We start from the raw sequence: 14,086 nt of genomic DNA, 5'->3' as shown, positions 1-14,086 counted from the left end.
GTGTGCGACGGCTCTTGGTGTACCGGAGCTGTTCAGGTGTCCTTGGACAGGATCCGGATCGCCTCGGGCGCACAGCTGACCAGGGCGGGTGTTCCGGGGGTCAGAAGATCACGGTCGCTGTCGTTGACCACCAGTACCCGCAGCGCGGGGCCGTGCGGTAGCCGCGCCATGACCTGTGTGGTCGCACCGACGTAGACCAGCCGGTCCACGACACACGGCAGCGTGTGGACCGGGACGCCCTTCTTGCCCCGCGGTTCCAGCCGGATCCGCTCGGGCCGGACCACGACGCGCACCGGCCCCGGAGCAGTGTCCGCAGCGCAGGTCGCCGGCACGGTGAAATCACCGATGCGCACTTCGGAGGGGCCCCGGCTGCCGCGGCTGCGCTCCAGCAGATGACCGTCGAGCAGATTGGCCACCCCGAGGAAGTCGGCGACGAACTCGGACTGCGGGGATTCGTAGACCTCACGAGGGGTCCCGCACTGGACGACCCTGCCCTGGTCCATGACCGCGATGCGGTCGGACATCTCCAGGGCTTCCTCCTGGTCGTGTGTGACGAAGACGAAGGTGGTGCCGACCGTGCGCTGCAGGCGCAGCAGCTCTTCCCGCAGGTTCTTGCGGAGCCTGGCGTCCAGGGCGCCCAAGGGCTCGTCGAGCAGCAGTACCGACGGGCGCAGCACCAGAGCGCGGGCCAGGGCCACACGCTGCTGCTGCCCGCCGGAGAGCTGCTGGACACGGCCGGCCGCGTACGGCGCCAGCTCGACCAGATCCAGCGCTTCGCGCACCCTCCGCTCGCGCTCGGCCGACGAGACCTTGCCGGTGGAGTCGTCCCGGCCACCCCGTCGATGCCACCGCAGGCCGTAGGCGACGTTCTCCGCGACGGTGAGGTGCGGGAAGAGCGCGTAGCTCTGGAAGACGGTGTTGGTGGGACGACGATGGGCGGGAATGCCGGCCATGTCCTGCTGGTCGATGAGGATGGTCCCGCCGGTGGGGTCGTCGAAGCCGGCGAGCATCCGGAGCGTGGTGGTCTTCCCGCAACCCGAGGGGCCGAGCAGGGAGAAGAACTCGCCGCCCGGTATGCGCAGGTCGATCCCGTCGACGACGGTTCGATCTCCGAACGCTTTGTGTAGACCGATCAGTTCGACCACGCCTCCGGCGCGGTCCGGCGGTCTGGAGGCTGTGCGCTTCATGGAGGGAGTCTAGGTGCGGCGTGCCGTTTAGGGAATATTCTGACTGGCCATTCAGTCAATCTTGATGACAACACTGGTCATCGGTTGGGAGAAGGTGCGGGTAGAGGGACTGCCGGTCCGTGGCTGAGAACGCTGAACCCAGTGCCTTCGACTGACTGGGCGATCAATTTGTCGAAGGCAGGTGTGGTCAGCCGTTACCTTCCGGTAAAGTCCGGTGGCGTGACAGAAGAGGGGGCCCGGTCAGGCCGGGCAGGAACGTCGGAACGCGCGGCACAGCTGGCTCAGCGCCGGGCCGAACTGCTGGAAGCGACGCGCAAAGTGGTGATCCAGCGTGGCTGGTCCAGCACGCGGGTTGCTGATGTGGCCAAGGAGGCCGATGTCAGCCCCGGCCTGGTCCACTACCACTTCGACAATCTCAGTGAACTGCTGACCGAGATGCTCAGGGTGACCGCGGAGGCGGAGGCTCGGCAGCTGAGGGTGATCGCGGACGGCCCCGGCACCGTGATCGCGCGCCTCGATCGCGTTCTGCGTCACTACGTGCCGCGCACACGGTCGGATCAGACGTGGATGCTCTGGCTGGACGCCTGGGCCGGTGCGCTGCGCGAGCAGTCACTGCGGTCCATCATCCGCGAGCTCGACGGCGCCTGGGTCGCGGTCATCGAGCGGCTGATCGGGGAGGGTGTCGCCGAGGGCCTCTTCTCCTGCGACGATCCGGGCGCCGCGGCGGAGCGGCTGGATGCTCTGCTGGACGGACTCGCCGTGCGCTACACACTCAATACCTCCAAGCTCTCCGCTCGCCGGTTCCTGGAGCACGCCCGCGTGGCGGCGGCCCGCGAAGTGGGTCTGGACCGTTCGGACTTCCCCCGCAGCCGGTAGCTTCGGCGCGGGTCGCCGGCCGGACGACTGGTTGCAGGGAACCCCGCGGCTTCCATGACGTCAAGCCCGTCGTCCATGACGGAAGCCGAGGTCAACCCCCGCTGAGCAATGGTTGCTCAGCGTTGAGGGGGCCGTGTTGCTCAGCCTTCCGGCGCGCGGTGGATGGCGGTTGAGTTCGGGAAATACGGCTCCGGCCGGCGAACGCCGGCGTGCGGAGCCTCGGACGGGCGGCCGCGTGCCGGCGCTTTCGCAGTCGGTATAACAGTCTGGGCTCTTCTCATCCGGTGGCGTCGTGAGAGGGGATCGCCATGACGTGCCCGACGCCGTCGGGCACATCGAGATGCGCGTGGGCGTCCCGCACCGCCGTCAGTCGCGTCAGCAGTGGTGCGGGGAAAGGCGCCACCCGGCGGGCACGCGTGTCCACGTGAAGCAGCAGCTGCTCGGCGGTGGCCAGAATGTCGCCACTGCGGCTGTGATGCATGGTGTGGAACAGGTGCAGGCGTTTGTCGTCCAGGCCCAGGACCTGGATGGTGAGCAGGAGCGGGTCGCCGGAGTACGCCTCCCGGCGATGGTGCAGATGGGTTTCGGCGGTGTAGAGCGAATGACCTTGGGCGCGGTAGCGCTCCTCCACGCCCATACGACGGAAGAAGACGTCCGAGCTGTCCCCGAACACCAGCAGGTAGGCGTATTCACTGAGGTGGTCGTTGTAGTCCGTCCAGCTCGGCCGCACGGTGGTGGTGTGCAGGCAGAGCGGCGCATCCACCGCTCCTTGGCCGTCCTGGCCGGCACGCGTGCCCGACTTCGACGGTTGGTCGGGAGGGTTCGGCATCCTGTGCATCAGGGGGTGTCTTTCTCGCATGTGGCCCGCAAGGGGCCGGAAGGCGGGTCGCGACCCGCTGACGGTTGCTCACTATGTGCGATGCCCGTTCGGTTAGTGAGAAGATAGGGAGGACCGTCACACGGGTCAAGGTCCGCGGCGGGTCGGCCTCGGTGGTCTCAGGACCGCTGGCGCCGTGGTCGCCGCAAGGACCTCCGCACCGGAGCAGGGGAGACAGGGGACATGAACACCTCCAAGGCGCACGGCAAAAACCCGCAAGGCGCCGAGACCGAGGGTGACCAGCCGGCCGGTTCCGGCCGCGTGCAGGCTCTGGAACGGGCGATCGCGCTGCTGCAGGCGGTCGCCGACAGCTCTCCCGCGGGTGAGTCCGCAACCGTCCTGGCCGACCGCTGCGGTCTGAACCGTGCCACCGCGTGGCGGTTGTTGTTCACCCTGGAGGCGCATGCCCTTGTCGACCGCGACCCGCGCAGCAACCGCTACTCCATCGGGTTCGCGATGGCGCGGATGGCTTCCGCCGCCGGCTTCGACGGCCTGGTGCGCCGGGCTCACGGCATCCTGGAGAAGGCCAGCGAGCAGACGGGGGAGACGGCCAGTCTCGCCGTCGTCCAGCGGCTCGGACTGACGTACATCGACGAAGTGACGCCACCGGTGGTCCTCAGCGCCAAGTGGCTCGGCCGTCAGGTGCCGCTGCACGCCACCTCCACCGGCAAGGCCCTGCTCGCCTGGCTGCCCGAAGCGGAGGCGCAAGCGCTGATCGCCGAGCGACTCGTCGCGTACACCGACACCACCATCACCGATCGCGCCCGGCTGAAGAGCGAGCTGGCCGAGGTCCGCACCCGCGGATTCAGCGTCTGCGTGGGGGAGTTGGAGCGCAACCTCTACGGAGTCTCCGCACCGGTCCTCGACGGGCGCGGCCGGCCCTTCGCCGTGATGAGCATCTGGGGACCGCAGGACCGGGTGTCACAAGAACGCTTCCCCGACCTCGGGGCACTGGCCCATGACGCGGCCGAGGACATCGCTGCGGCGCTGAGGGACCTGTAGGCCCTGACGGACCTGTAGGCCCCTGCCCGCCCGCGGACCCTTGACAGGGCGTGCCCCCTCCTCCACTTTCATATTGTGCGACGCATGCTCGCATTATGAAATCCGGATAGGAGCCGCGTCATGTCGGCGATGCGCAAAGCCATCATCACCTGCGCCGTAACGGGGTCGGGGCACACGCCCACCATGTCCCCCTCCCTGCCGTTCACCATCGAGGACGTGGTCAACCAGTCGGTTACCGCCGCCGAGGCCGGGGCCTCGGTCATCCATCTGCACGCCCGCGATCCCAGAGACGGCCGGCCCACGTCCGACCCCGCCGTGTTCCTGGAGTACCTCAAGCCCATCAAAGCCGCCACCGACGCCGTCGTGAGCATCACGACCGGAGGCGGCACGGGCATGACCGTCGAGGACCGGCTGCGCGTCATCGAGGTGGCCAGGCCCGAGCTGTGCACGCTCAACCTCGGCACCATGAACTACGGCGGCTTCCCCATGATCGACAAGTACCGCGGAACGTGGCGCTTCGACTGGGAGGAGCCGTACCTGGAAAGCACCCGACGCGAGCCGTTCGTCAGTACGTACGCGGACATCGAGCACATGCTGCGGACGGTCGGGCCGGAGACCGGTGCCCGATTCGAGTACGAGGCCTACGACGTCGGTCACCTCCACACGCTCGCCCATTACCTGGAGCGGGGCCTGGTGCGTCCGCCCGTCTTCCTCCAGACCGTCATGGGAGTCATGGGCGGGATCGGTGCCGAGGTGGAGCATCTGGTCCACATGAAGCAGACCGCGGACCGGCTGCTGGGTAACACGTACCAGTGGTCGGTACTCGGGGCCGGACGCCACCAGTTCGACATGGTGACCGTGGCCGCCGTCATGGGAGGGCACGTCCGCGTCGGCCTGGAGGACGGCCTGTACCTCGGCAAAGGACAGCTCGCCCCGTCCAACGCCGACCAGGTGCACAAGGTCCGCCGTATCCTCCAGGAACTGTCGATCGAGGTCGCCACCGCTGAGGAAACCCGTGCCCTGCTGGGCCTGAAGGGCCTCGACAAGGTGGGCTTCTGATGACCGGGGCCACACCGCCGTCGTCACGGCCGCCGGCGCCGGAGGCCGTGACGACCATCGGGATCGTCGGCACCGGTGTGATCGGCGGCGGCTGGGCGGCGCACTTCCTGCGCATGGGCTACGACGTCCGGGCGTACGATCCGGCCCCCGGCGCCCGGCAGCGGCTGGAGGCGCTGGTCGACCGTGCCTGGCCGGCACTGCAACGACTGGGTCTCGCCGACGGAGCGCACCGCGACCGGCTCACCTTCACCGGCACACTGGTGGAAGCGGTGGGCGAGGCCGGCTTCGTTCAGGAGTCCACCCCCGAACGACTCGACGCCAAGGTCGACATCCTCGCCAGGATCGACACAGCCGCTCCGCCGGGTGTCGTCGTCGCCTCCAGCACCTCGGGCCTGGCCATGTCCGACATGCAGTCCGGCTGCCGCACACCGGGACGCTTCGTGGTCGGGCATCCCTTCAACCCGCCATATCTCATCCCTCTGGTCGAAGTGGTCGGAGGCAAGAACACCGACCCGGCCGCTGTCGCCTGGGCGGACGCCTTCTACCAGCAGGCAGGGAAGGTGTCGCTGGTGCTGGACCGGGAACTGCCGGGCTTCATAGGCAACCGGCTCCAAGAGGCCCTGTGGCGCGAAGCTCTCCACATGGTCGCCGCGGGCGAGGCGACCGTGGATCAGCTCGACATCTCCATCGCGCGGGGCCCCGGTCTGCGTTGGGCCCTGATGGGGCCCTGCCTGACCTTCCACCTGGCAGGCGGCACCGGCGGGATGGCCCATATGCTCGACCACTTCGGCCCCGCCCTGCTCGAACCGTGGACGCGTCTGCAAGCGCCGGAACTCACCGACGACCTGCGACAGAGAATGGCGGACGGGGCGCAGCAGGCCGCCGCCGGACGCTCCGTCGCTCAACTGACGGAAGAGCGCGACGACTTTCTGGTGGAGCTGTCCCTGCTCCTGGACCGGCACGCAAGGCGGTGGGGCCCGCACACCGTCCCGCACTCGGACCACCTCACATGAACGACCCACGCCAAGTGCCGTTCACTCAGTACCGGACCACTGTCCCGCCCGGCTGGATCGACTACAACGGGCACATGAACGACGTCTGCTACATGACCGCGTGTGCCCAGGCGTCGGAAGTGTTCCTCGACGCACTCGGGCTCGGATCCGCATACCGGGAACGGACCGGATCGACCCTCTATACGGTCGCGGCCACCATCCACTTCCACAAGGAGGCCCTGCTCGGCGAAGAACTGGCGGCCCGAACCCACCTCGTCCGGGCGGATCCCAAGCGGCTGCTGGTCCGACACGAACTCGTGGACGGCGTCGCCGACGAGGTCGCCGTCGCCGAATTCCTCTACCTGCATGTCGATCAGGGCAAGGGCCGGGTCGAACGCCTGCCGGGCGACCGGCTGACCCTTGTCAGGGAGGTGGTGGACGCCCACGCGGTGTGCGCTGGGCCTTGCTCCTCGCCCTCCGAAGGCGGCTTGTGGCACAGCCGCCGCGCCAGGTGAAACACCCGTGCCCCCGGCACCCCGCACGTTTGGGCACCTGTCCGACGCGGAACTCGCCGACCACCTGCGAGTCAGGGGTCCGTCCGCGCCTCTGGCGCTCAAGGAACTGCGCCGCAGACACCTGCCCCCGGTGCTGCGCTATGCCCGACTGTGCACCCGTGACGAGGTGTCGGCCACTCAACTCGCCGCCGGCGCCTTCTCGCTGGCGTGGCAGGAGATGCGCCAGGGTGTCCAGCACGCACCTTGGCGGCCTCGACTCCTCGTCCTGGTGCACCGGTCGGCCGCGGCATGGGCGACACAGGAGCGCCGCGAACGGCTGGCCGACGCGTACGCGGTCTTCCTCGACAGCACGGGATGGCCGCAGCAGGAGGCCGAAGAACCACCGGAACAGCCTCCGCGACGCTGGCCGCTGGAGTCGCATCCCCTGGTGACGGCCTTCTCCGCGCTGCCGCTCGACACGCAGAGCGCCCTGTGGCATCACGTGGTCGAGGAGGACTCCGACGAACGAGTCGCGCGATACGCACAATGCCGTCCCGCTGATGTGCCGTCCCTGACAGCTGCGGCGATGGAGTCCTACCGTGAGTCGTATCTGCAAGTCCACGGAGAACGGCGGAAGGACCGCGGATGCCGGCGTTCCGGCTCTCTCCTGGAGGCTGCCGCCGCCGGGCCGCAGGACGCTGTACCGAATGAGGAACTCCAGAGCCACCTCGCACGATGCCCTCCTTGCGTCGCCGCCCTGAGCGACCTGGTCGAGATGAGGCAGCGGCCGCGACGTCTGCTGGCCGAGGCACTGCTCGGCTGGGAAGGCGCGGCGTACATACCCGTCAGCGATACCGGCCCGCCTCCGGATCCCGTGCGGGGGCCGGTGATCTTGGTAGCCGTCTCCCCGGAAGTCGGCAACGAACGGCACTGGGCTCGGTTTCCGGCCCTCCGTCTGTTCGGTGCGAGGCTCGCCGCCGTGGCCGTGGTCGGCACCCTCGCCGCCGCCTCCTGCCTCGCGGTCCTCCTGGTCGGGGTGACCGATACGCCGTCGTCCCCGGTCGACGGCGCCAGTTCACCGGCAGCGTCCGCATCGGCCACGATCGGCGAGTACACCCACCTGACCAACTCGGCGACCGGCCTCTGTCTCGACGTACGGGACGAGGCCGTCCGTCAGGGTGCCGACATCGTCGTCGCCGGCTGCCGCTCCACCCACACCCAGCAATGGTGGCTGGACGCCAGTGGTCTCCTGCGCAACCGGGCCGACCCCGGCTACTGCCTCGACTCCCGTGCACGCGTCGATCGAGGGCTCGGCATACGTCGCTGTGGTTCCTCCGACGCCGGCATCGAGCTGCGGTTCTTCACGGACTCCTCGCGCCGTATCCGACCCGCGATCGCCCCCGCCTACGCGGTGACGTCCCCGGACGGCAACTCGGGTGTGGACGCGGTGTACTTCGGCCTTGTCGACGACAGTGCCGCCCAGCGCTGGTCCGCCGAACCGGACGGCGCGGAGTAGGCCGGGGTGCCCGGCCGGGCACGGGAACGGCTGCCGTGCCACCACCACTTGGATGCCCGAAGCAACCTGAGTTGAGCACGGGTTGCTCACGCCGCCGGGTCGGACACGCCCCACCATGGTGACTGCGGTTCTCGGAGTCCCTGCCGAGGGACATGCCGGACCGCCCGGCTCGGGATGTGCTCCCCGCCGGCCCGCGTGCGGCGAAACGCGCACTGGTAACCACACGCGAGGCCCGGCAGAAGTCCGCGCAACCGAGAAATCCCGAGCCGCCCCGGCCTCCCTGACACGGGCCGGGGTCCGGCCTGGCACGCTCTTCCCCCCAACAGACGTGCCAGGCCGGTAAGGGGGCGGGACTTGCGGCTTGGACGGTGCTCGCCAAGTCCCGCCCCCCGTCGTCTGACCAACGAATCCGCGAATTCCCGGATTCGGCTTCCCAAGGAGTGATCGATGGTGGGACTTCTGCGCGTCTGGCGGATCGTGACTCGGGTCCGGCTCCTGACGATCCGCCCACCCGGAGACCGGCCCCGATAAACAGGCGCACCAGCCCCGCATTTCCTGACATCCCACGAGGCAAACCAGGGAGACGAGAGATTTCAGATGGCCACTTTCTTGTACCGGCTCGGCTGCCTGGCTTATCGGCGCAGCCGTACCGTCATCCTGTTCTGGCTGGCCCTTTTGGCCGTCTTCGTCGTTTGCATGTCGGCATTCGGCGGCCAAGACAAGCTGAATGACGAATTCACCATTCCAGGCTCGGAATCCCAGCAGGCACTGGACGCCATGAAGAGCGACTTCCCCACAGCCGCGGGCACCAGCGCGCAGATCGTCTACGTCGCCCCGGACGGCAAGAGCATCACCGACGCGAGCTTCACCGACGCGATCAAAGAGGTCGACGACGCGGCGCAGACGGCACCCCAGGTCGCGGGCGTGGTCTCGCCCGGCGAATCCGGATTGGTCTCTGAGGACGGCTCCACCGCGGTGACGCAGGTCCTCTACACAGTCAGCCGGACCGAGCTCGAGGACGACACGCTGACGGAGCTCCAGGAAGTCACCGCCCCCGCCGAGAAGGCCGACTTGACCACACATGTCGGAGGCGTGGCCTTCAACGGCGGCGGTGGTGGTGAAAGCGTCGCCGGCGACATCATCGGACTGACCGTCGCCCTGGTGGTCCTCGCGGTCACCTTCGGATCGCTGCTCTGTGCCGGCATGCCGATGCTCACCGCGCTCGCCGGGGTGAGTGTGGGGGTGACCGGAATGCTGGCCCTGACTGGCGCGGCCACGATCTCGCAGACCGCCGTCACCCTGGCCACGATGATCGGCCTGGCCGTGGGAATCGACTACGCCCTGTTCATCCTCAGCCGGCACCGCAGCCAACTCGCCCAGGGAGTCCCCGTACGCGAGTCGGTCGGCCGGGCGATCGGCACCGCGGGCAGCGCGGTGGTCTTCGCCGGCCTCACCGTGATCATCGCGCTGGTGGGCCTCGCCATCGTCGACATCCCCTTCCTCACCGTCATGGGCCTGGCCGCCGCCGGGGCGGTGACGGTGGCCGTCGCCGTGGCGACCACCCTGCTGCCCGCACTGTTCGGCGTGGCCGGTGAGCGTCTTCGGCCGGCACCCGACTCCAAGGCCGCCCTGCGTGACCGGTCCATGACGGCGAGAAGCCTGCGGGCACCGAACTTCGGAGAGCGCTGGGCCCGCCGAGCGGCCCGCAGACCGCTGCTCACCGTCCTGGCCGTGGTCGCCGTGCTCGGGCTCGCCGCGATCCCCGCCACACGCCTCACCCTCGCGCTCCCCGACAACGGCTCTGCCCCCTCCGAGACCACACAGCGCCAGGCGTTCGACCAGGTCGGCGACACACTGGGCGACGGCGTCAACGGGCCCCTGATTCTCTTCACCGACACCGCCGACAGTCAGGAGCCCGAGCAGGCCGTCGAGCAGATCGCCAAGGCCGTCTCGTCCTACCCCGGCGTCGCCGCCGTCTCGCCGCCGCAGGTCAACGCCGAGACCGAGACCGCGCTGATCCAGGTCGTTCCCGACAGCGGGCCGTCCGACGAGGCGACGTCCGAACTGGTGAACACGATCCGGGACAACGCCTCCGTTCTTCAGGAGGACACCGGCGCGAAGATCAAGGTGACCGGAACGACCGCCGTCCAGGTCGACGTCTCCGAGCAACTGCGTGCGGCGCTGCTGCCGTTCGCCGCCGTTGTGGTGGGTCTGTCCCTCGTCCTGCTGCTCCTGGTCTTCCGCTCCCTGCTCGTGCCGCTCAAGGCGGCCGGCGGATTCCTGCTCTCCGTCGCCGCGACCTTCGGGGTCGTCGTGGCGGTCTTCCAGTGGGGGTGGCTGGGCGGCCTGTTCGGAGTGGACGCCACCGGACCGGTCGCCAGCTTCCTGCCCATCATTCTCATCGCCGTGCTCTTCGGCCTCGCCATGGACTACGAGGTCTTCCTCGTGTCCCGGATGCGCGAGACCTACGTCCGCACGGGCGATCCGCGCGGTTGTGTGTTCGCCGGGGCACGCCACGCCGCCCGCGTGGTCACCGCCGCCGCCCTCATCATGATCGCGGTCTTTGCCGCCTTCACCTACACCGACGACATCATCCTCAAGCAGATCGCCTTCTCACTGGCCCTGGGGGTCACGCTGGACGCCTTCCTGGTCCGCATGACGCTGGTGCCCGCCGTGCTGTTCCTGGCCGGGCATGCCGCATGGTGGCTGCCGGGACCGCTGGCACGGCGCCTGCCCGAGCTCGACATCGAAGGGGAGAAGCTGCACACCGGCGAGGACTCGGCGGACACGTCCGCGACCACGGTCCCCGCCATCGGCCAGTGACCGAACCGAGCGGACCAGGCCCGCATGCCGCCATTCCGGCATGCGGGCCTGGTCCACGGCCGGGTCGCTCGCGGGTTCCGGGGCCTGCCTCGGGTTCATGGGGTGAAGTGGAGGTGACCGGCCAGCTCCTGCCGAGAGGAGATGCCCAACTTCGCGTACACGTGCTGGAGATGGTTGTTGACGGTACGGGTCGAGAGGTGAAGGGCAGCCGCGATGTCCTTGCTGGCCAGGCCGTCGGCGGCGAGCAGGGCGACTTCCCGTTCCCGTTCGGTGAGCGGCACCGCGGTGGGCGCCGCGGCCCGCAGCAGCGGCGTACGCGCGCCCTGGCAGCGAGCGGCCAAGGTGGACGCGAGGCCGGCGGCTGCCGCCGCGCGACGCTCGTCACCGGACCGGCTCAGGGCCGCGGACGCGGTGACCGCGGCTTCGGCGGCCAGCAGGTCCATGCCGAGATTCCGCAGTTCGTCCGCGACGGAAAGGAGGTAGTCGGGCTTGTCGTCGGCCAGAGCGGCGGCCAGGCGAGCACGCACCGGGGGCAGCGCCCCCTCGCAGTGTTCGGCGAGCTCCGCCAGGCGGTGCACCACCTCGGCCGCCCCGCCGAGCCGGGCCACGTCGGTGAGGAGCTGTGCCTCGATGGACACCCAGCCGTCCTCCCTGGCGGAACGGGCGCCGTCCGCCAGCACGTGCCTGGCCTCGGCCAGACGCCCGTGCGCGGCCAGGAGCCACGCCTGACCCAGGTACTCCTCCCGGCCGGGCGGAAACGACTCGGGGTAGGACAGCGCTTCGCGCTGCATGTCCTCGGCGATCTTCACATGCCCCTGTATCGAGGCCGTGGCGGCGAGACCGGACAGCACCCGGCGCATCATCTGTGGATTCTGGAACGCCCGGCACTGGGCCGCCGATTCGGCGTACCAGCGGCGGGCGTCACCGATGTGCCCGGCCAGCCATTCGGTGCCGGCCTGCTGGTACGGCAGCAGGATCCAGGGCAGTGGCCGATCCCGGCTGCTGCTGAGCTCGTCCCAGGCGCGCCGACTGAGCTCGCGGGCTTCGGCGATGTCGCCGTCGTGGTTGAGCGCGCTGATCAGACTGATGAGGTAGGCCACGTGGTGGAAAAGGACCAGCGGGACAGGGTCGTTGAGCCGACACCGTACGTTGTACGCCCGCCTTGCCTCGTTCACCGCTGTCCGGCTGTGTCCCACGGCCGCCAGGACCGGCGGGCGCAACAGCGAGGCCATCAGCCAGATGCCGAGGTTCGGTGCCTGCGCGGGGGCCTCGTCCAGATCGTCGAGGAGCGTCAGGCCGCGGGTGGGCTCGCCCAACATCAGGCGCAGACACCCTTCGTTGACCCTGAGCATGCGCTGTTCGTCCGGGCCGGTCAGCCGGGCGCGGGCCGCATCGTTGAGCCTGAGCGCGCCGACGGCGTCGCCGCAGGTCCAGCTGAGGTTCATGCTGCGAATGAAGACCGCTTGCAGCCTTTCCTTGTCGGTGAGCGCCAGGGCCTCCGCCTGCCGCAGCACTTCATCGGCGTCGTCGGGCTCGCCGTTCTCGAAGAGCGACGCGCCGAGCAGCAGCAGGCTGCGGGCCGTGTGGTGGGGCAGGGCCCGCAGGAGGGTGACCGCCTGCTGGTAGTCGCCCGAGTACCTGGCGAGGGTGGCACCCTGCAACAAGAGAGCAGGGTCGGCCGTACCGCCCGTGGCCAGCCGCAGGTTGGCGATGTGCAGGGCGTCGTCGCGGCGGCGGGCCCCCCGGGTTTCCGTCCGTTCGGCCTGGGCCCTGAGCAGGAGCCGGCCGCGGATGGTGGGAAGCGCGTCGCGCAGGACGTCCCCGTACAGCGGATGAGCGAGCGCGACGGTGGTCCGTCGTCCCTCGCTCAGCGCCCGGATCAGGCCGGTCTCCTCCAGGTCGGCCACGACCTCGGGGGTGGCGGTGGCCTCGGCGTCGGCCAGTGGCACCGTTCCGCACAGCGCCAGCAGTTCCAGTACGGGGCGGGCCTGCGGAGCCGCGGTGGCAAGGCGCTGTTTCACCAGTTCGGCCAGCTGCCAGGTGCTGGGCAGGCGCTCGCTGGTCAACTCCCAGATCTCTCCATGGGATTCCAGCGTCCCCGACGCGACGGCCCCGTGAACGAGTTCGCGCAGAAACAGCGCGTTCCCTCCCGATGCGGTGAACAGCGTGTTCAGGGTGCGCTGCCCAACGCGGCTGCCCAGCACGGTTTCCAGTACCTGCTCGACCTCGTCCTTGTGGAACTCCCGGAGCTCCACGGAGAAGGCGTTGCCTCCCTTGACGAGGGCGTCGACAGCGTTGCCGACCACCTCACCGGTCCGGACGGTGGTGATGACGCGAACGACTCGGGCGTCCATGAGCTGACGCAGCAGCACGGCGGACGTCTCGTCCAGGAGGTGCAAGTCGTCGACCAGCACCACGGATTGCCTCTGCTCGGGGCCGGCGAGCTTGCGGGTGACCGCCGCGAATCCCTGCACCGGGTCCGACAGGTCGACCCCTGACGGCAGCAGATGCGCGATGGCGCCCAGCGGCACAGCGCGCGCCGCTCTGCTGGCCGTCGCCCGCCCCACGCGGGTGCCCTCACGGGCGATGCTCTCCAGACACGCCTCCGCCAGGCGCGTCTTTCCCACTCCCGCGGGGCCACATATGACGAAGGCCGAGTACGAAGGCTCTGCCCACACGCCGGCGAAGGAACGCAATTCCTTCTCTCGTCCGACCAGGGGCCAGCGCCGTGCCGTCACATCCACGATTCACCTCACGCGGCATCGGTAACGCATTCGCCATGCGTGTGAATGAGGTCTCATGGCGCTCTCCACGCCTGCTGTCACGGATGGTCACCGTGGAATGTCTCACAGCTACCAGAGGAAGCCTCTTTCAAGCGTACGCCTGAAGATCCGCGCTGTGAATGCGGTGGGAATTCCCCATATTCAGGGCAGCCGTCGTCCTGTCCACCGCATCGCAATCGGCGAGGTGGCGTCGAGAATGAACGAACCCGGTACGCCCTGTCAACTCCTGAGGACGGATGCCGGGAAACGCGTGGCGACTGACGGTGTGTCATTACCCAGCCGTTTACAGGGCATTGTCGCGGTCCCGGCCCGACAGACTTTCGGGTGCCGGGTATTGACAAAGGCGGCGGCCCTGCGGTTCATTCTTCGGGCCCCGTCGACGCCGCGCGTCAATTCGGTCCGAGTTCCGTACTCGAAGCACCGAATCTCTCATTGACGGATCACCACGCCCCGCTGTTCCTCAAGGCATCCACCTGA

The 14,086-nt window shown here is 69.0% G+C and carries 10 protein-coding genes; 7 read left to right on the top strand and 3 right to left on the bottom strand.

The window, feature by feature from the left end; translation table 11 throughout:
• Nucleotides 1-32: 32 nt before the first annotated feature.
• Nucleotides 33-1,187, bottom strand: coding sequence for an ABC transporter ATP-binding protein (locus ACFPQ9_RS37660; RefSeq protein ID WP_380863456.1), 1,155 nt, complete (start codon nucleotides 1,185-1,187; stop codon nucleotides 33-35).
• 219 nt (nucleotides 1,188-1,406) lie between these two features.
• Between ACFPQ9_RS37660 and ACFPQ9_RS37655 the strand changes: the two genes are divergently transcribed.
• The gene (locus ACFPQ9_RS37655; protein WP_380863454.1) at nucleotides 1,407-2,063 is read left to right on the top strand and encodes a TetR/AcrR family transcriptional regulator; all 657 of its coding nucleotides are present in this window, start codon (nucleotides 1,407-1,409) and stop codon (nucleotides 2,061-2,063) included.
• A 277-nt stretch (nucleotides 2,064-2,340) separates the two neighbouring features.
• On the opposite strand, the gene ACFPQ9_RS37650 is transcribed toward ACFPQ9_RS37655, so the two are convergent.
• Nucleotides 2,341-2,826, bottom strand: a complete 486-nt coding sequence (locus ACFPQ9_RS37650; RefSeq protein WP_380863452.1) for a thioesterase family protein — start codon at nucleotides 2,824-2,826, stop codon at nucleotides 2,341-2,343.
• 297 nt (nucleotides 2,827-3,123) lie between these two features.
• Between ACFPQ9_RS37650 and ACFPQ9_RS37645 the strand changes: the two genes are divergently transcribed.
• The 6 genes from ACFPQ9_RS37645 to ACFPQ9_RS37620 all read left to right on the top strand — a co-directional run bounded on the left by ACFPQ9_RS37645 (nucleotide 3,124) and on the right by ACFPQ9_RS37620 (nucleotide 10,826).
• Nucleotides 3,124-3,942 (top strand): IclR family transcriptional regulator, encoded by an 819-nt coding sequence (locus ACFPQ9_RS37645; protein ID WP_380863450.1) that lies wholly within the window; start codon nucleotides 3,124-3,126, stop codon nucleotides 3,940-3,942.
• 120 nt (nucleotides 3,943-4,062) lie between these two features.
• Nucleotides 4,063-5,001 (top strand): 3,5-dioxohexanoate:acetyl-CoA acetone transferase, encoded by a 939-nt coding sequence (kce, locus tag ACFPQ9_RS37640; RefSeq protein WP_380863448.1) that lies wholly within the window; start codon nucleotides 4,063-4,065, stop codon nucleotides 4,999-5,001.
• Complete coding sequence (locus tag ACFPQ9_RS37635; RefSeq protein WP_380863446.1) at nucleotides 5,001-6,014, top strand: 3-hydroxyacyl-CoA dehydrogenase NAD-binding domain-containing protein; 1,014 nt, start codon at nucleotides 5,001-5,003, stop codon at nucleotides 6,012-6,014. Before kce ends, ACFPQ9_RS37635 begins: the two co-directional genes overlap by 1 nt.
• Before the next feature lie 14 nt (nucleotides 6,015-6,028).
• Nucleotides 6,029-6,508 carry a thioesterase family protein gene (locus ACFPQ9_RS37630; protein ID WP_380863444.1) on the top strand — a complete coding sequence of 160 codons (480 nt, stop codon included), beginning with the start codon at nucleotides 6,029-6,031 and terminating at the stop codon, nucleotides 6,506-6,508.
• A gap of 7 nt (nucleotides 6,509-6,515) precedes the next feature.
• Nucleotides 6,516-8,003, top strand: a complete 1,488-nt coding sequence (locus ACFPQ9_RS37625) for a ricin-type beta-trefoil lectin domain protein (RefSeq protein WP_380863442.1) — start codon at nucleotides 6,516-6,518, stop codon at nucleotides 8,001-8,003.
• 597 nt (nucleotides 8,004-8,600) lie between these two features.
• Nucleotides 8,601-10,826: an MMPL family transporter gene (locus ACFPQ9_RS37620; protein WP_380863440.1), complete on the top strand. Its 2,226-nt coding sequence runs from the start codon at nucleotides 8,601-8,603 to the stop codon at nucleotides 10,824-10,826.
• 95 nt (nucleotides 10,827-10,921) lie between these two features.
• Here ACFPQ9_RS37620 and ACFPQ9_RS37615 read toward each other — a convergent pair whose 3' ends face one another.
• Nucleotides 10,922-13,504 carry a helix-turn-helix transcriptional regulator gene (locus tag ACFPQ9_RS37615; protein ID WP_380864399.1) on the bottom strand — a complete coding sequence of 861 codons (2,583 nt, stop codon included), beginning with the start codon at nucleotides 13,502-13,504 and terminating at the stop codon, nucleotides 10,922-10,924.
• Nucleotides 13,505-14,086: the final 582 nt, after the last annotated feature.

Source organism: Streptomyces coerulescens, assembly GCF_042657965.1.
Classification (GTDB): Bacteria; Actinomycetota; Actinomycetes; order Streptomycetales; family Streptomycetaceae; genus Streptomyces; species Streptomyces coerulescens.
The sequence above is the reverse complement of the archived record's forward strand: the minus strand, read 5'-3'. Positions and strand labels throughout refer to the sequence as shown.

Coding starts and splice junctions, on each gene's coding strand:
- ACFPQ9_RS37635 (WP_380863446.1), top strand. CDS start 5,001: ATGACCGGGGCCACACCGCCGTCGTCACGGCCGCCGGCGCCGGAGGCC.
- ACFPQ9_RS37620 (WP_380863440.1), top strand. CDS start 8,601: ATGGCCACTTTCTTGTACCGGCTCGGCTGCCTGGCTTATCGGCGCAGC.
- ACFPQ9_RS37645 (WP_380863450.1), top strand. CDS start 3,124: ATGAACACCTCCAAGGCGCACGGCAAAAACCCGCAAGGCGCCGAGACC.
- ACFPQ9_RS37660 (WP_380863456.1), bottom strand. CDS start 1,187: ATGAAGCGCACAGCCTCCAGACCGCCGGACCGCGCCGGAGGCGTGGTC.
- kce (WP_380863448.1), top strand. CDS start 4,063: ATGTCGGCGATGCGCAAAGCCATCATCACCTGCGCCGTAACGGGGTCG.